This is a genomic window from Cedecea neteri, assembly GCF_000758305.1.
GTDB classification, from domain to species: Bacteria; Pseudomonadota; Gammaproteobacteria; order Enterobacterales; family Enterobacteriaceae; genus Cedecea; species Cedecea neteri_C.
In genome coordinates this window covers 443,694-460,340 of sequence record NZ_CP009458.1, presented here as the reverse complement: position 1 = coordinate 460,340, position 16,647 = coordinate 443,694, and the positions used below count along the sequence as shown (strand labels likewise).

17 protein-coding genes are annotated in these 16,647 nt (G+C 56.0%); 10 read left to right on the top strand and 7 right to left on the bottom strand.

Features of this window, described 5'->3' with window-relative positions:
- Positions 1–38: 38 nt before the first annotated feature.
- The 3 genes from yghB to LH23_RS23895 form a co-directional block, all read right to left on the bottom strand.
- The gene (yghB, locus tag LH23_RS02075; RefSeq protein ID WP_039287742.1) at positions 39–698 is read right to left on the bottom strand and encodes a DedA family general envelope maintenance protein YghB; all 660 of its coding nucleotides are present in this window, start codon (positions 696–698) and stop codon (positions 39–41) included.
- 176 nt (positions 699–874) lie between these two features.
- Entirely contained in the window at positions 875–2,062 is a 1,188-nt protein-coding gene (metC, locus tag LH23_RS02070; RefSeq protein ID WP_039287735.1) for a cystathionine beta-lyase, read from the bottom strand.
- Positions 1,989–2,294, bottom strand: coding sequence for a hypothetical protein (locus LH23_RS23895; protein WP_156108008.1), 306 nt, complete (start codon positions 2,292–2,294; stop codon positions 1,989–1,991). Before LH23_RS23895 ends, metC begins: the two co-directional genes overlap by 74 nt.
- Positions 2,295–2,318: 24 nt before the next feature.
- Between LH23_RS23895 and exbB the strand changes: the two genes are divergently transcribed.
- Positions 2,319–3,053 carry a tol-pal system-associated acyl-CoA thioesterase gene (gene exbB, locus LH23_RS02065; RefSeq protein ID WP_039287732.1) on the top strand — a complete coding sequence of 245 codons (735 nt, stop codon included), beginning with the start codon at positions 2,319–2,321 and terminating at the stop codon, positions 3,051–3,053.
- Positions 3,054–3,059: 6 nt separating this feature from the next.
- Entirely contained in the window at positions 3,060–3,485 is a 426-nt protein-coding gene (exbD, locus tag LH23_RS02060) for a TonB system transport protein ExbD (RefSeq protein ID WP_039287730.1), read from the top strand.
- Positions 3,486–3,884: 399 nt separating this feature from the next.
- Here exbD and LH23_RS02055 read toward each other — a convergent pair whose 3' ends face one another.
- Positions 3,885–4,268 (bottom strand): hypothetical protein, encoded by a 384-nt coding sequence (locus LH23_RS02055; protein ID WP_052050113.1) that lies wholly within the window; start codon positions 4,266–4,268, stop codon positions 3,885–3,887.
- Positions 4,269–4,272: 4 nt separating this feature from the next.
- Positions 4,273–4,674 carry a hypothetical protein gene (locus LH23_RS02050; RefSeq protein ID WP_039287726.1) on the bottom strand — a complete coding sequence of 134 codons (402 nt, stop codon included), beginning with the start codon at positions 4,672–4,674 and terminating at the stop codon, positions 4,273–4,275.
- A gap of 93 nt (positions 4,675–4,767) precedes the next feature.
- Here LH23_RS02050 and LH23_RS02045 point away from each other — a divergent pair, with 93 nt between their 5' ends.
- On the top strand, positions 4,768–5,271 hold the full coding sequence (locus LH23_RS02045) for an ESA_00282 family adhesion-associated protein (protein ID WP_039287721.1): 504 nt from the start codon (positions 4,768–4,770) through the stop codon (positions 5,269–5,271).
- A gap of 77 nt (positions 5,272–5,348) precedes the next feature.
- Positions 5,349–5,846: a TIGR00645 family protein gene (locus LH23_RS02040; RefSeq protein WP_039287718.1), complete on the top strand. Its 498-nt coding sequence runs from the start codon at positions 5,349–5,351 to the stop codon at positions 5,844–5,846.
- A 34-nt stretch (positions 5,847–5,880) separates the two neighbouring features.
- Here the strand turns inward: LH23_RS02040 and mgrA are convergent, their stop codons facing one another.
- Both mgrA and LH23_RS02030 read right to left on the bottom strand, forming a co-directional pair.
- Positions 5,881–6,921 carry an L-glyceraldehyde 3-phosphate reductase gene (gene mgrA, locus LH23_RS02035; protein WP_039287716.1) on the bottom strand — a complete coding sequence of 347 codons (1,041 nt, stop codon included), beginning with the start codon at positions 6,919–6,921 and terminating at the stop codon, positions 5,881–5,883.
- 79 nt (positions 6,922–7,000) lie between these two features.
- Positions 7,001–7,852, bottom strand: a complete 852-nt coding sequence (locus tag LH23_RS02030; RefSeq protein WP_039287713.1) for a MurR/RpiR family transcriptional regulator — start codon at positions 7,850–7,852, stop codon at positions 7,001–7,003.
- Positions 7,853–8,101: 249 nt separating this feature from the next.
- Between LH23_RS02030 and LH23_RS02025 the strand changes: the two genes are divergently transcribed.
- The 6 genes from LH23_RS02025 to LH23_RS02000 all read left to right on the top strand — a co-directional run bounded on the left by LH23_RS02025 (position 8,102) and on the right by LH23_RS02000 (position 16,456).
- Positions 8,102–9,607 (top strand): CoA-acylating methylmalonate-semialdehyde dehydrogenase, encoded by a 1,506-nt coding sequence (locus LH23_RS02025; RefSeq protein ID WP_039287709.1) that lies wholly within the window; start codon positions 8,102–8,104, stop codon positions 9,605–9,607.
- Positions 9,608–9,618: 11 nt separating this feature from the next.
- A complete protein-coding gene (iolD, locus tag LH23_RS02020; protein ID WP_039287706.1) occupies positions 9,619–11,547 on the top strand; it encodes a 3D-(3,5/4)-trihydroxycyclohexane-1,2-dione acylhydrolase (decyclizing) in 1,929 nt (642 codons plus the stop codon).
- Between the two features lie 318 nt (positions 11,548–11,865).
- Positions 11,866–12,852: an inositol 2-dehydrogenase gene (iolG, locus tag LH23_RS02015; protein WP_039287703.1), complete on the top strand. Its 987-nt coding sequence runs from the start codon at positions 11,866–11,868 to the stop codon at positions 12,850–12,852.
- A 35-nt stretch (positions 12,853–12,887) separates the two neighbouring features.
- On the top strand, positions 12,888–13,817 hold the full coding sequence (locus LH23_RS02010) for a sugar ABC transporter substrate-binding protein (RefSeq protein ID WP_039287700.1): 930 nt from the start codon (positions 12,888–12,890) through the stop codon (positions 13,815–13,817).
- A 51-nt stretch (positions 13,818–13,868) separates the two neighbouring features.
- Complete coding sequence (locus LH23_RS02005; protein WP_008457024.1) at positions 13,869–15,416, top strand: sugar ABC transporter ATP-binding protein; 1,548 nt, start codon at positions 13,869–13,871, stop codon at positions 15,414–15,416.
- Between the two features lie 11 nt (positions 15,417–15,427).
- Entirely contained in the window at positions 15,428–16,456 is a 1,029-nt protein-coding gene (locus LH23_RS02000; protein WP_039287696.1) for an ABC transporter permease, read from the top strand.
- The last annotated feature ends 191 nt before the right edge of the window (positions 16,457–16,647 follow it).

The window sequence follows — 16,647 nt, the reverse complement described above, 5'->3', positions numbered from 1 at the left end:
TAAGCCGGGCCTATCCGCTCTTTCTTTATTAAGTGTGGTTACGCGGCGCTAACCTTTTTTTTCAGCACCACAAACACCGTGCCGACCAGGCCCATAATCAGCAGAGCAACCGGCAAAATCATCAGGAAGGTCATCACCTGATCTTCATGGCGCTTAACAAAGGGGATCATGCTGAGCGCGTAGCCAAGGCTAATTACAACGCCGACCCACAACAGGCCACTTAGCCAGTTAAAGAACTGGAAACGGCGGTTGCTGAGGCCGGAAATCCCCGCCATGGTAGGCAGCAGAGTACGAACAAAGGCCAGGAAGCGGCCCGCAAGCAGCGCCAGTAAACCGTGGCGGTCAAACATCTGCGTGGCGCGCTGGTGGTACTGGGTTGGCAGCTGTTTCAGCCAGCCTTTAACCGTGCGGGTATTGCCGAGCCAGCGCCCTTGTAAATAGCTAAGCCAGCAGCCCAGACTGGCTGCGATGGTTAAAATCACCAGCGTCGGCACAAAGCCCATCACGCCTTTGGCGATAAGCGCCCCCGCGAGCAGCAACAGGCTATCGCCCGGCAAAAATGAAGCAGGAAGCAGCCCATTTTCCAGGAACAGCGTCGCAAACATAACGCAATAGACAATGCCAATCACATGGGGGTCGGCCAGCGCGGCAAAATCGTGATGCCAAAGCGCCTCGACAATATTTTGTATAACAGCCATAGGTATTCCTGTGGAACCGCTTATTGAGTTCGCCCTGAGTATTGCACCCGCAACTTAGGCTCACCTTAATTTCTACACATTGTACTGCTAAAATCTTCGCGACACCTTGATCCCAGGCTCAACAAAACGCCGATGATGGCAAAAAACTGTTCCACGGTTACCGATAAACGGAATTTTTAGGCAATACGCTGGAAACCCGCTTCCAGATCGGCAATCAGATCGTCCACGTTTTCCAGCCCAATGTGAAGGCGAACCAGGGTGCCGCTAAAGTCGACGCCGCCAGCCGGGCGGATCTCCGCCAGCTCTTCAGGCTGATTAGCGAGAATAAGCGATTCATAGCCACCCCAGGAATAGGCCATGCTGAAATACTCGAAATGATTGAGGTACTGTTCATACTCTTCATCATTCAGCCGCTTTTTCAACACAAATGAGAACAGCCCGCTGCTGCCCGTAAAGTCACGTTTCCATAACTCGTGCCCTTTACTGCCCGGCAGCGCCGGATGATTCACGCGCTCAACCTGCGGATGCTGTGCCAGCCATTCGGCTACTTTCAGGCTGCTTTCATGATGCTGGCGCAGGCGCACACCCAGCGTGCGAATGCCGCGGCTGGTCATATACGCGGTGTCTGCATCCAGCATTTGCCCCATCAGATAGGCATTCTCGCGCAACTGATCCCAACATCGGGCATTGGATACCGCGGTGCCAACCATCGCATCCGAATGGCCAATTAAATATTTGGTGCCCGCCTGAATGGAGATATCGATGCCGAACTCCAGCGCTTTAAACAGCACGCCAGCCGCCCAGGTGTTGTCGATCATGATGATAGCCTCAGGAGCAACGCGCCTTACCGCTGCGACAATCGCTGGAATATCATGGATTTCCATTGTAATGGAACCGGGAGATTCCAGAAAAACGACTTTGGTGTTCGGCTGAATCAGGTCGGCAATATTGGCACCAATCTCCGGTGCGAACCAGCTGGTGCTGACCCCGAGCTTCGAGAGAATTTTGGTACAGAAGTCCTGCGTTGGCTCGTAGGCGGTTTCGGTCACCAGGACGTGGTCGCCCTGTTCGACAAAGGCCAGAATCGTATTGGCCACCGCAGCGGCGCCGCAGGGGAAGAGGGCACAGCCCGCGCCGCCTTCCAGTTCACACATCGCTTCCTGCAACGAGAAATGGGTCAGCGTGCCGCGGCGCCCATAGAACAGCTCGCCCTTAGCGCGGTTGGCAGTGGCCTGCTTTTTGGCCTCAACGCTTTCAAAGACGAGGGAAGAGGCGCGCTGAATAACGCTGTTAACCGAACCCTGAGTAAATTTCTTGCTGCGCCCGGCGTTGACCAGCGCCGTTTCGATGTGTTTTTCCGCCATTTACACTTCCCCGTCTAACCATCTGGATGTCTGGACGTAAATTAACACAAAATGCGCAAAGGGCATCATGGCGTTTTTTCAGGTTGGCGAAAAAAGCCATCATTTCACCAGGTGGGCGCTTTTCCTGCGTAAGCGCAAGGAATGCTTCAATAATTTCCGGCAGTCTGTAAATACTAATGAGAACGACTATCAATTCGATAGTTTTTTGATATATTAGTCTCAGTTTTGACATTTATTTCTCGCTGGAGCGTAAGACGTGACGAGTAATCTGATGCAGACGGATCTGTCCGTTTGGGGCATGTATCAACATGCTGACATCGTAGTGAAGATCGTGATGATTGGCCTGATTCTGGCCTCAGTTGTCACCTGGGCCATCTTTTTCAGTAAGAGTGTGGAGCTGATTACCCAGAAACGTCGCCTCAAGCGAGAGCAGCAGCTGCTGGCTAACGTGCGCTCCCTCAATGAAGCGAGCAGCGCGGCCGAAGCGTTTGACAGTAAAAGCCTGAGCACGCTGTTAATCAACGAAGCCCAGAATGAACTGGAACTTTCAGCCGGCGTGGAAGATAACGAAGGCATTAAAGATCGTACCGGTTTCCGCCTTGAGCGCCGCGTGGCCGCCGTTGGGCGTCACATGGGGCGCGGCAACGGTTTCCTTGCCACCATTGGTGCGATTTCGCCGTTCGTCGGCCTGTTCGGTACCGTTTGGGGCATCATGAACAGCTTTATCGGTATTGCCCAGTCTCAGACCACTAACCTGGCGGTAGTTGCCCCGGGCATCGCAGAGGCGTTGCTGGCGACGGCCATCGGCCTGGTCGCTGCTATCCCGGCGGTCGTCATCTATAACATCTTCGCGCGTATGATCGGCAGCTACAAAGCGACCCTCAGCGACGTTGCCGCTCAGGTTCTGCTGCTGCAAAGCCGCGATCTGGATCTGGATGGTACCGCTCAGCCGCGTCCGGTGCGTAATACCCAGCAACTGCGAGTAGGTTAATGCCCCATGGCAATGCGTCTGAACGAAAACCTCGATGACAATGGTGAAATGCACGAAATCAACGTTACGCCGTTTATCGACGTTATGTTGGTGCTGCTGATCATCTTCATGGTGGCGGCGCCGCTGGCAACGGTGGACGTGAAGGTTAACCTTCCGGCCTCCAGCAGTGAACCACAGCCACGCCCTGAGAAGCCGGTTTACCTGTCGGTAAAAGCCGATCATTCGATGTTTATCGGTAATGACCCGATAACCAAAGAGTCGATGGTCAACGCGCTGATTGCCGCGACCGAAGGGAAAAAAGACACCACCATTTTCTTCCGTGCGGACAAAACGGTGGACTACGAAACGCTGATGGACGTGATGGATACGCTGCACCAGGCAGGGTATCTGAAGATTGGCCTGGTCGGCCAGGAAGTCACGAAAGCGAAGTAAGCGGTAGTGACCCTCACCCTAACCCTCTCCCAGAGGGAGAGGGAATAAACCATGTTCCCCACACCTGCTTTCTCCCTCTCCCCCTTGGGGAGAGGGCCGTCCCTGTACCTGTTTCCTCCCTCGCACCTTTGGGGAGAGGGCCGTCCCTGTACCTGTTTCCTCCCTCGCCCCCTTGGGGAGAGGGCCGTCCCTGTACCTGTTTACTCCCTCGCCCCTTTGGGGAGAGGGCCGTTCCTGTACCTGTTTCTTCCCTCGCCCCTTTGGGGAGAGGGCCGTTCCCGCACCTGTTTACTCCCTCGCCCCTTTGGGGAGAGGGCCGGGGTGAGGGGAAACAGATCTACGAGTGAACGGAACATTCACCCAGCACAGCAAAGAGCATTTGCACTGCCAGGGATTAAATCACAGCGTCGAACTCTTCCACGTCTTCTCAGCCAGACCACGGGTCATCGACAGCGTCTGCGCTTCCTGCTCTTTCAGGCGCTGATAATGCCCTTCCAGCCGCTTAATAATCTGCTCTTTAAGTTTTGGATGATGGCTAAGGATCTCTTCCAGTACCGCCCCATACACCTCTTCTTTGGCACGCCACGGGAAGATTTCACGGCGGTTCATCCACTTCAGGTCGATAAGCGCCGAAGTAATATCCGTGACTTCCTGTGTATTGCGGGTGATATTTTCATTTTTAAGGCGAACCAGAATCGCTATATTTTTACTTAACGTAAATTCATGGTCTTTATTTTCATCGGCGCTAATTAACACTGGCTGTTTTTTTATAGGTTCTGCCATAGCACTACTCCTCAATTGAATAGCATAATGGCCAGGGTCTTTCTTGGGTCATTTGATTAACCCAAATTTCCTGTTCCTTGCTACTCACCCAGGCGGTTTTGTCTTCGATAAGCATCTGCAAATCGGCTGCACTAATAAGTTCTTTTTCAACCAGTTCGCCAATCAGGGCGTGTAACGCCTCTATCCGAACGGCACACAGCAGCCTCTCTTTAATATGACGATCGGTTTCTTCAAGCAGGCGGTTTTTGGCCTGCCCGGCATAATGACTGCCGCTCAGGATGTTTTTTTCCAGCGTTAAAATCTTATCCTGAACGACTTCCGGCGTGGTACTATTTTCAGCTTCTGCGGGGAGCGTTGACGGTGCAACAGCGGGATAGCGCCGTGGTAAGAAGTGTTCAGGCAGCATCGAATGTGATCCTTTGATATCGGTTCAATATTCAGGTTCAGAGATTCGCGATATGATGCCTCAATTCAAAAATAAAAAAAACAGGAGTTTCTTATGCACAGCATATTTTATTCTATTGTCACCATTTTGATTTTGTTATGCGCCGTGCTGGTTATGCGCAAAGAATTTAGCACCTCAAATAATAAAAAAAATCGCGCTGCGGGTGAGATACAACCCATTACCTCCAGCGAAGAGCGGGAAGATTATTTTGGCATGCTGATGTCTAAAATTACACCCAGCTATTATTGGCGTATTAACAGTGAGTATATCGACTTCACTCACGCCACCATTAAAAAAATGCGTATTGATGAGCTGACGTCTCAGCCGGTTTTATTTAGCGCCCAGCGCCGCTGCAGTGATTTAAATTCGGCGGTATATAAATATTATGACAACATTAAAAAACGCTGTGCCGAAGGTGAGCAGGTGCCATTGTCGGATATTGAAGTACTGAACTTGCGTCAGTGTTTTAACGAGTTTAGCCGGGAAGCTTACCCGGAGCTGGTGGCGCTGGTGTGGCCGCAGTACCAGCGCCCTGATATCGACCTGAAAAGTGTTTAAGGCCTGCAATGCAGGTCACTCTTAAACACTGGAATTCGCTATAATGACGCCCTTTTGATATTCCCAGACAGGACATTATGGAACGTTTTATTGAGAATGCGATGTACGCCTCGCGCTGGCTTCTGGCTCCGGTTTACTTCGGGTTATCTCTGGCCCTGCTTGCGCTGACGGTGAAGTTTTTCCAGGAGATCATTCACGTTCTCCCGAATATCTTCTCGATTGCGGAAGCTGATTTAATTCTGACGCTGCTTTCGCTGGTGGATATGGCGCTGGTTGGCGGCCTGTTGGTGATGGTGATGTTTTCTGGCTATGAGAACTTTGTCTCGACGCTGGATATTTACGAAGGCAAAGAGAAACTGAGCTGGCTGGGGAAAATGGACTCCGGTTCGCTGAAAAATAAAGTTGCGGCATCGATAGTAGCGATCTCGTCCATCCATCTGCTGCGTATTTTTATGGACGCTAAAAACGTGCCGGACAACAAACTGATGTGGTATGTGATCATTCACCTGACGTTTGTGCTGTCGGCGTTTGTGATGGGTTATCTCGACAAGCTCTCCCGCAGCGCCAAGTATTAAATATTAAGCCCCTGTTAAACAGGGGCTTTTGCTTTTATTTGTCGGACGATGCCTGCCACAGATTTAGCTCGCCATCGGCGACGTGGCGGTCAATTCGCTCGAGCTCCTCTGCCGTAAAGTTGAGATTCTCCAGCGCTTTCACATTCTCTTTTAGCTGTTCTGCCCGGCTGGCACCGATCAACACTGAGGTGACGCGTTCATCTTTCAGCAGCCAGCTCAGCGCCATCTGTGCCATCGTCTGGCCGCGCTCCAGCGCCATCTCGTTGAGCAAGCGCAGGCTGCTGAGATTAGCCTCGGTCAGCATCTTTTCATTCAGTCCGCGAATTTTATTGCCTTCCACCTGCATCCTTGAACCTTCCGGGATGCCGTTCAGGTATTTACCGGTCAGCAGGCCCTGGGCTAACGGGGTAAAGGCGATGCAGCCGCTGCCGTTGCGCTGCAGCGTGTCCAGCAGGCCGCTTTTATCGACCCAGCGGTTTAACAGGTTGTAGGAGGGTTGGTGGATAAGCAGCGGAATTTTCCATTCTCGCAGCAGATCGGCCATTTTCTGTGTTCTTTCGGAGGAGTAAGAGGAGATCCCGACATAAAGCGCTTTGCCGCTTTGTACCGCATGTGCCAGTGCACTGGCCGTTTCTTCCATCGGCGTTCTCTCATCCACGCGGTGGGAATAGAAGATATCGACGTACTCCAGTCCCATACGCTTCAGGCTCTGATCCAAACTCGCCAGCAGGTACTTACGTGAGCCACCGGAACCATAAGGGCCTGGCCACATGTCATATCCCGCTTTGGTGGCAATAATCAGCTCATCGCGATAGCCGCTAAAATCCTGCTTCAGCAGGCGACCAAAGTTTTCTTCCGCCGAGCCCGGAGGCGGCCCGTAGTTATTCGCCAGATCGAAATGCGTAATGCCAAGATCGAACGCGGTGCGCAGCAGATCGCGCTGGGACTCCAGCGGGCTTACGCCGCCAAAACTGTGCCACAAACCGAGAGAAAGCGCGGGCAGCTGCAGGCCACTCTGACCGCAGAAGCGATACTGCATGGATTGATAACGCGACGGGCTGGCTTCGTAGGGCATGGTGTCTCCTTAGGGTAAGAGTTATTTTTGAAACGTTGTTTCCATCTTAACCCTGCGGAGACATTCGGCAATCCGAAAATCAGGCCTCCGGCGACAGCGCGCTGTGCGGCGTGCCCTGGTAATACGCGAGCGCCACCATCAGCGACTGCACCAGGCAAAGCGTGGCGGACTGCGAACGGAAAGCGTCTACCTGCGCCTCTTTCACCACAAAACAGAGATCGCTAAACGTGGCGAACGGGCTAATCTGGCTGTCGGTGATCACTATCTGGCGAGCCCCCGCCTGGGCGGCAATTTCGCTGACCATCAGTGTCTCTTCGGCATACGGGGAGAAGCTTATCGACACCACAATATCTTTCGCTTTCACCCGGTTGACCTGCTCGCGCAGCATGCCACCAAGCCCGTCCAGCAACACGGCACGGCAATCCAGGTGGCTCAGGGCATAGGTCAGATAGGCCGCCACGCTAAAGGAGCGACGCAGGCCGACAACGTAGATCGTGTCTGCTTCGGCAAGCAATTCCACTGCACGCTGCAGCATTTCCGGTTCGGTACGGGCGGCCAGCTGCTGCAGGGCCTGAGCATTTGAGCGGGCAAACTCCTGCAAAATATCCAGCGGCGTTTCCGGCACGGCTTCTCTGCCCAGCTCGCGGAACAGCCTGGCTCGATCGGTATAGCTGGCCGTCTCTTCCACCAGATTCATGCGAAACAGTTGTTTCATTTCGTTGAACCCGCTGAAATCAAAGGCATTGGCAAAGCGGATAAGCGTAGAAGGCGGCACCTCTGCCCGCTCGGCAATGGCGGCCACGGTATCAAATGCCACGCTATTGGTGTTATCCAGCACGTAACGGGAAACCTGCTGCAGCCTTTTGCTCAGGCTGTCATAGCGGTCGCGGATCTGCTGCTGGAGTTCGCTCAGGGTTGTCGCCGTGGTCAATTTGCCATCCTCAAAAGTATTCGCTGAAACGTATTTAAGCGTAGTCCCGGCAAAAATGAAACAGATGCACCAAAACTGGCGGGGGCTGAAACGCCGCCGAAGTCTCAGTCTTTGCACCTCATTCTGCTGGTTAACATAAAAACGAAGTGTTGATCACAATAATCAACATTTATTTTATTTCAACTTAAAATGGAATGTTTGTTTCATATACAGTGTTCGGGAGACAACCCTAACAGCAAGAGGCCAGAGATGGAGACGGTAGCGAATTTTATCCACGGTGAATGCGTCGCGGGCGAAGGCCAGCGGGTACAGGCGATCTTTAACCCGGCGACCGGCGCGCAGATCCGCCAGGTCGCCATGAGCACGGCCAGGCAGACGGAGCAGGCCATTGCCGCGGCCCAGCAGGCGTTTCCAGGCTGGGCTCGCCAGTCTCCGCTCAAGCGCGCCCGCGTGATGTTCCGCTTTAAAACTCTGCTTGAGGAACACATGGACGGCCTGGCGAAGCTCATCAGCGAAGAGCACGGCAAGGTTTATTCTGACGCGGTGGGCGAGCTGACCCGTGGCCTTGAAGTAGTAGAGTTCGCCTGCGGTATTCCGCATCTGCAAAAAGGTGAGCATTCGGCCAACGTAGGAACGGGCGTGGACAGCCATTCTCTGATGCAGCCGCTTGGCGTTTGCGCGGGGATCACGCCGTTTAACTTCCCGGCGATGGTGCCAATGTGGATGTTCCCCATCGCGCTGGCAACCGGGAATACCTTCGTGCTCAAGCCGTCGGAAAAAGATCCGTCGCTGTCGCTGCGGCTGGCTCAGTTGCTGAAGGAAGCCGGGCTGCCGGACGGCGTGTTTAACGTAGTGCAGGGCGATAAAGAAGCCGTGGACGTACTGCTGACCGACCCGAGAGTTCAGGCCGTCAGCTTTGTCGGCTCGACGCCGATTGCCGAATACATTTACCAGACCGCTTCTGCCCACGGTAAGCGCTGCCAGGCGCTGGGCGGAGCGAAAAACCACTGCATTTTGATGCCGGATGCCGATCTGGATATGGCGACCAACGCCATTATGGGGGCGGCTTTTGGCGCCGCCGGGGAACGCTGCATGGCGCTTTCGGTAGTGGTCGCCGTGGGGGATGAAACTGCAGATGCGCTGTGCGCTGGGCTGGAAAAACAGCTTGCTACACTGCGCGTGGGGCCGGGCCTTGGGCAGGAGCCGGAAAACGAAATGGGGCCGCTCATTTCCGCGCCGCACCGGGCCAAAGTGCTGGGCTATATTGATAGCGGAGAGCAGCAGGGCGCGACGCTGCGCGTGGACGGCCGTGGCCTCAGGCTGGCAGGCCACGAAGGCGGCTATTTTGTTGGCCCAACGCTGTTTGATCATGTCACGCCTGAGATGACCATTTATAAAGAAGAGATCTTCGGCCCGGTACTGAGCGTGGTGCGTGTGCCGGATTACGCTAGCGCGTTGGATCTGATCAACAAACACGAATACGGCAACGGCACGGCGATTTTTACCCGTGACGGCGGCACGGCCAGGCGTTTTACTGAAGAAGTCCTGGTGGGGATGGTTGGGGTAAACGTGCCTATCCCGGTGCCGATGGCTTTCCACAGCTTTGGCGGCTGGAAGCGTTCTATCTTCGGGCCGCTGAACGTGCACGGCAGCGACGGCGTGCGTTTCTACACGCGGATGAAAACCGTCACCGCTCGCTGGCCGGAAACCAGCCATCAGCAAGGATCTGCATTCTCAATGCCGACGCTGGGCTAAGGGGAGGAAAGATGACCACACAACGCATGACCATGGCGCAGGCGCTGGTCAGGTTTTTAAACCAGCAGTACGTAGAAATTGACGGGCAGGAGCAGCCGTTCATAGAAGGCGTAATGACCATTTTCGGGCACGGCAACGTGCTCGGCCTTGGGCAGGCGCTGGAGGAAGACCCTGGACACCTGAAGGTACATCAGGGCTGTAATGAACAGGGCATGGCGCATATCGCCACAGGCTTCGCTAAGCAGCACAAGCGGCAGAAGATTTATGCCGTGACCTCCTCCGTGGGGCCGGGAGCTGCCAATATGGTGACTGCCGCCGCAACGGCTACTGCCAACCGCATTCCGCTGTTGCTCTTGCCCGGCGACATTTACGCCAGCCGGCAGCCGGACCCGGTGCTCCAGCAAATCGAGCAGTTTCATGACCTGAGCATTAGCACCAACGACTGCTTCCGGCCGGTGTCGCGCTACTGGGACAGAATCAACCGCCCTGAACAGCTGATGAGCGCCATGATTAGCGCCATGCGAGTACTTACTAACCCCGCTGATACCGGTGCGGTAACGATTTGCCTGCCGCAGGATGTGCAGGGTGAAGCCTGGGATTACCCGCCAGGCTTCTTTGCCCGGCGGGTGCACCATATCGAGCGGCGTCCGCCGGATGAAAACCGGCTGCAGGCCGCGCTAAAGCTCATTGCCAGCAAGCGTCGTCCGCTGGTTATTTGCGGCGGCGGGGTTCGCTATTCCGGCGCGCACCGGGCATTTCAGGATTTTGTGGAGCGTTTCGGGCTGCCGTTTGCCGAAACCCAGGCCGGGAAAGGTGCGATTGTAAGCGAGCACTCACTTAATCTGGGAGGCCTCGGTGTGACGGGCGGTCTGGCGGCTAACCTGCTGGCCCCGCAGGCGGATTTAATCATCGGCGTGGGGACCCGGCTGACAGATTTTACCACCGGCTCGAAATCACTGTTTTCACCCGAGGCTGACTACCTGCTGCTGAACGTGGCCGAATTCGACGCCCTGAAGCTGGACGCCACACCGCTGGTGGCCGATGCCCGGATTGGGCTTGAGCATCTGACGGTTGGCCTGCATCAGACAGGCTATCAGGCGGCCTGGCAAAACGAGACCACGAACGCGAAAGCCGCCTGGCACGAGGAGTGCCAACGGCTGTGGACGCGGCAATGGCAGGCGGGAGAAGCGCCGGAAGTGGCGGGTCATCTGGATGAAACGTTGCAGGAATACAGCCGAGAGCTAGGCACCTCATTAACGCAAACCCGGGTGCTGGGCCTGGTGAATCAGCATATTGAAGATGACGCTATCGTGGTGGGCGCGGCGGGTTCGCTGCCGGGGGATTTACAGCGCCTGTGGCAGGTAAAAACGCCGGACAGCTATCACCTGGAATACGGCTATTCGTGTATGGGCTACGAGATAGCCGCGGCGGTGGGGGCAAAGCTCGCGAAGCCGCAGCAGCCGGTATACGCGATGGTGGGGGACGGTTCTTACCTGATGCTGCATTCTGAGCTGCAAACTGCCGTGCAGGAAGGGATCAAAATCACCATTCTGCTGTTCGATAACGCCGGGTTCGGCTGCATCAATAACCTGCAGATGGGCCACGGAATGGGGAGTTTTGGTACCGAAAATCGCCACCGAAACCCGCACAGCGGCAGGCTGGATGGCCCACTGGTGAAGGTCGATTTTGCCCAAAATGCCGAAAGCTACGGCTGCAAAGCCTGGCGGGTCAATAGCGAGGCGGAGCTGCTTGCCGCGCTGGAGGCATCTCGTCAGGAGCCGGGGCCAACGCTGCTTGATATCAAAGTGTTGCCCAAAACCATGACTCACGACTATGAGGCCTGGTGGCGCACCGGAGATGCTCAGGTTTCGCGCTCGAACGCGGTAGCCGATGCCGCTGAACAAACCGCGGCTAAGATCAAAAACGCTCGTCAGTACTGACCTTTTAGCATTCCGCTGGGCTATCTGGCGGAATGTTTATTTCATTTTTACTTTCTTTTCCTCTTGCACTGCAGCATGGGTGCGCTCTCCCTCTCAAATCCCTTCTCTGTGCAGGTTTTAATTCATTCGGCGTTGTGATTTTGCTAACAAAATACAGCCGATAAATTATCAAAATGTTAACCTCTGTGCAAAAATGAAACTTTCACTCTGCATTAAAATGAAATAAATGTTTTATTTAAGGCGTCGTTATTCAGCTGCATGTGAAAGCCGGAAGACCCGGCTCATGACCCTACTGCAACACCACTTTCGGGAGCCGCCATGTTTAACATTGCTTTACTGGGCGCGGGCCGTATCGGCCAAATCCACGCCGCCAATATTGCCGCCCATCCCCATTCCACCCTCTGGTCCGTTGTCGATCCTAATGCAGAAAACGCCGCGCGCATTGCCGAAAAATACCAGGCGCGCCAGCAGAGCGTTGCCCAGGCGATGAGCGACCCGGAGGTTCATGCGGTGCTGATCGCCTCGGCGACCGACACTCACGCTGACCTGATTGAGCTTGCCGCCAAGCATGGCAAAGCAATCTTCTGCGAAAAGCCGGTGCATTTGGATCTGGCCCGTGTGCGCGATTGCCTGAAAGTGGTGAAAGCACATAATGTGCCGCTGTTTATCGGCTTTAACCGCCGCTTTGATCCGCAGTTCCGCAAACTGAAAAACGAAGCGCTGCAGGGGCGCATCGGCACGCCGGAATCGCTGGTGATTATCTCCCGCGATCCATCGCCGCCGCCGGCTGAATATGTGCGTGTCTCCGGCGGCATGTTCCGCGACATGACCATCCACGACTTTGATATGGCTCGCTTCATCATGGGTGAAGAGCCAGTGGCCGTGTATGCCCAGGGCAGCAACCTGGTGGATCCGGCGATTGGCGAAGCGGGTGACATCGATACCGCTTTTATCGTCCTGAAATATGCCTCCGGAGCGCTGGCGACCATCGTCAACAGCCGCCGCTCGGCCTATGGCTACGACCAGCGCCTGGAGCTGCATGGCGCTAAGGGCCTGCTGACTGCCGGCAATATCCTGGAAAACCAGGTTCAATTCTTTGGCGACGGCGGGAACACCAGCGCGTTACCAGAACACTTCTTCCTCCAGCGCTACAAAGATGCCTATGCCGCCGAATGGCAGCACTTTGTTGCCGTCCTGCGCGGCGAGGCCAAACCCGAGTGCAGCGGCGATGACGGTGAACGCGCCCTGTACCTGGCCGACAAGGCGCTGGAGTCACTGCGTAGCCAGCGCGAAGTTGCTTTGTAACCTCCGAAGCCCCTACACATAGAAGAGAGATAACAATGAAAAAGCTGATCCTCGCCGCACTCATCGCCCTGACCACGGCTCCGGCGCTGGCCGAAAACGAACAGATTGTTTTTAGCACCCCAAACCTTGCGATGCCGTTTGAAGTGCATATGCAGCGCACCGCCGTGCAGGCCGCCAAAGAGATGGGCGTCAAGCTACAGGTTCTCGACAGCCAGGGCAGCTCGCCTAAGCAGGTCGCAGACCTGGAAAACGCCATCACGCGTGGCGCTCAGGGGTTTATCGTTTCGCCAAACGACGTTAACGCCGTGTCGAGTGCGGTAGGGGAAATTCAGGATGCCAAACTGCCGGTGGTAACGCTCGACCGCTCGGTTGCCAGCGACAAGCCGGTACCGCACTTTGGTGCCAACAACTACAAAGGTGGCCAGGCCGTAGCTGATTTTGTGAAAGCCAAATTCCCTGACGGCGCGGACATTGTGCTGCTGACCGGGCAGCCTGGCTCCTCCTCCAATATCGAACGTACCAAAGGGATCCGCGACGGCCTGAAAGCCGGGGGCGACAAATATAAGATCGTCGCCGATCAAACCGGGAACTGGATGCGTTCTGAAGGTATGCGCATCGTTGAAAGCGTCCTGCCATCACTGCCGAAAAAGCCTCAGGTGATCCTCTCCGCTAACGACGATATGGCGCTGGGTGCGATTGAAGCGCTGCAGGGCCAGGGCATGAAGCCGGGTGAAGTGCTGGTGACCGGCTTTGACGCAGTACCGGAAGCGCTGGCTCGCGTGCGTGACGGCTGGATGGCGGCAACTGCCGATCAGCGCCCTGGTTTTGCGGTGAAAACGGCGATGAGCCAGTTGGTGGCCAACATTCGTGAGAAGAAGGCGATCACCGGGGCAGATTACGCGCCCACGATGATCACCAAAGATAACCTCGATCAAGCAGAGCGTATCGGCGAAGCCGGCAAATAAATCTGAACGTGCCCGTCCGCCTGTGGGCGGGCGCAACAGAGGAGCAGTCTGATGTCGCAACCTTTACTGAAAGTGACCGACCTGGCGAAGAGTTTTTCCGGCGTCTGGGCGTTAAGCAGCGCGCAGCTCAGCGTTGGGCAGGGCGAAATTCATGCCCTGCTGGGGGAAAACGGCGCGGGAAAATCCACGCTGCTGAAGGCGCTGGCCGGGGCGCAGCCGCAAACGCGCGGTGAGATCTGGTTTAACGGTGAAACGCTTTCGGCGGATGACTCGCCGGTAGCGCGCCAGAACAAAGGCATTATCACGATTTATCAGGAATTTAACCTGCTGCCCAATATGACGGTGGCGGAAAACATGTTTCTTGGCCGCGAGCCGCGCCGCCGCAACCTGATTGTCGACAGCAAAGCGGTGAACCAGGAAGCGCAGGTCATTCTGGATTATTTGCAGCTCAACGTTGCGCCAACAACTGCCGTGGCTCGACTCAGCGTTGCCCAGCAGCAAATGGTGGAGATTGCCAGAGCGCTGACGCTGAATGCCCGGCTGATCATTATGGATGAGCCTTCCGCAGCCCTGAGCGACAGTGAAGTTGAGAGCCTGCACCGCGTGGTGCGCGAGCTGAAAGGCCGCGGCGTCAGCATTATTTATGTGACCCATCGCCTGCATGAAGTCTTCCAGCTTTGTGACCGTTTCACCGTGTTCCAGGATGGCCGCTATACCGGCTCCGGCGACGTGGCGGGCACCAACGTGGAGCAAATTATCCGCCTGATGGTCGGCCGCGACGTGGTGTTTAACCGCCGCGATGCCAGCCTTACGCACCATGCAGACAAGCCCATCCGCCTGGCGGTGAAGGGGCTGAGCCGTGAAAAACCGCCGCTTGATCCACACGGCATTGCGTTGAAAGACATCAGTTTTCACGTCCACGCCGGAGAAGTGTTGGGCATCGCCGGGCTGGTAGGCGCCGGGCGTACCGAGGTTGCTCGCTGTCTGTTTGGCGCAGACAAATTCACCACCGGCAGCTTCGAGCTGGACGGCAAACCTTACCGACCGCAAAACCCGATGCATGCCCTGGACCAGGGGATCGCGCTGGTGCCGGAAGATCGTAAAAAAGAAGGGGCGGTGCTGGGCCTGTCGATCCGCGACAACCTTTCGCTCTCCAGCCTTTCGTCGCTGCTCACCTGGCGCTATTTCGTCAGCCCGCGCAAAGAAGATGCGCTGATTGAGTCCTACCGGCAGGCGCTGCAAATCAAAATGGTTAATGCCGAGCAGGAGGTACGCAAGCTCTCCGGCGGGAACCAGCAAAAAGTGATCCTGGCGCGCTGTATGGCGCTGAATCCAAGGGTGCTGATCGTCGACGAGCCGACTCGCGGCATTGACGTAGGGACTAAATCGGAAGTGCATCAGGTGCTGTTTGATATGGCTAAGCGAGGCGTGGCGGTGATCGTGATTTCTTCCGACCTGCCGGAGATTCTCGCGGTGTCGGATCGGATCATTACCCTCAGCGAAGGGCGAGTGACCGGCGAACTACACGGCGATGAAGCCAATGAAGAACGGCTGATGACTCTGATGGCCATCAACCATAGCGCCTTAAGCGCCGCATAACGGGGGAGCCCATGACGCAGATGATTACCAAAACCCAGACTCCGGCAAAAAGCGCCTCGCGCTTCGATCCGATCGCTTTCTTCGAGCGCTTCGGGGTGCTGATCTTCATGTTCTTGTTGCTGATCTTCTTCCAGTCACAGAACAGCAACTTCCTGTCCGAACGCAATATTTTCAACATCCTGACCGAGGTTTCAATCTACGGGATCATCGCGGTGGGCATGACCTTTGTCATTCTTACGGCGGGTATCGATCTGTCGGTGGGGTCGATCCTGGCCGTGTGTGCGATGACCGCAGCCTACGTGATCAAGGGCGATAACTTTACCACCGTCGATCCGAACGCCTGGGGCGGTTTTAGCTGGCTGCTGGGGCTGGGGATCTGCCTGGCGCTCGGCACGCTGATAGGCTTCCTGCACGGCCTGGGCGTCACTCGTCTGCGTCTGCCGCCGTTCATCGTCACGCTGGGCGGGATGACCATCTGGCGCGGCCTGACGCTGGTGATCAACGACGGTGCGCCCATCGCCGGGTTTGACGCGGGCTACCGCTGGTGGGGACGCGGCGAAATGCTCGGCATCTCTATTCCTATCTGGATCTTCGCCATTGTCTCGATTCTGGGTTATCTGGCACTGCACAAAACTCGCTGGGGGCGCTTTGTGTATGCCATCGGCGGCAACCCGGAAGCGGCTCGTCTCGCCGGGGTTAACGTGAAGCGCGTGCTGGTTAGCGTGTACGTGGTGATTGGCTGTCTTGCCGGGCTGGCGGGCTTTGTGCTCAGCGCCAGATTGGGCAGCGCCGAAGCGGTGGCGGGGATCTCCTTTGAGTTGCGCGTGATCGCCTCGGTGGTGATCGGCGGGACATCGCTGATGGGCGGCTACGGGCGGATCAGTGGCACGATCATCGGCGCCATCATCATGGGGATCCTGATTAATGGCCTGGTGCTGATGAACGTGTCGGCTTACTACCAGCAGATCATTACCGGGCTGATTATCGTGCTGGCGGTGGCGTTTGATACCTACGCCAAGAATCGCCGCGGCGCGCTGTAGGGATTGCCCCTCACCCTAACCCTCTCCCCAGAGGGGAGAGGGGACATTTTAAGAGCAGCATCTATCTCCCCCTCTCCCTTTGAGGGGAGGGCCGGGGTGAGGGTAAAAGTGGGAATGACCCCGTTTCAAAAAGAAAGCCGTTTTTCCCCCTCTCCCTTTGAGGGAGAGGGCCGGGGTGAGGGTAAAAGTGG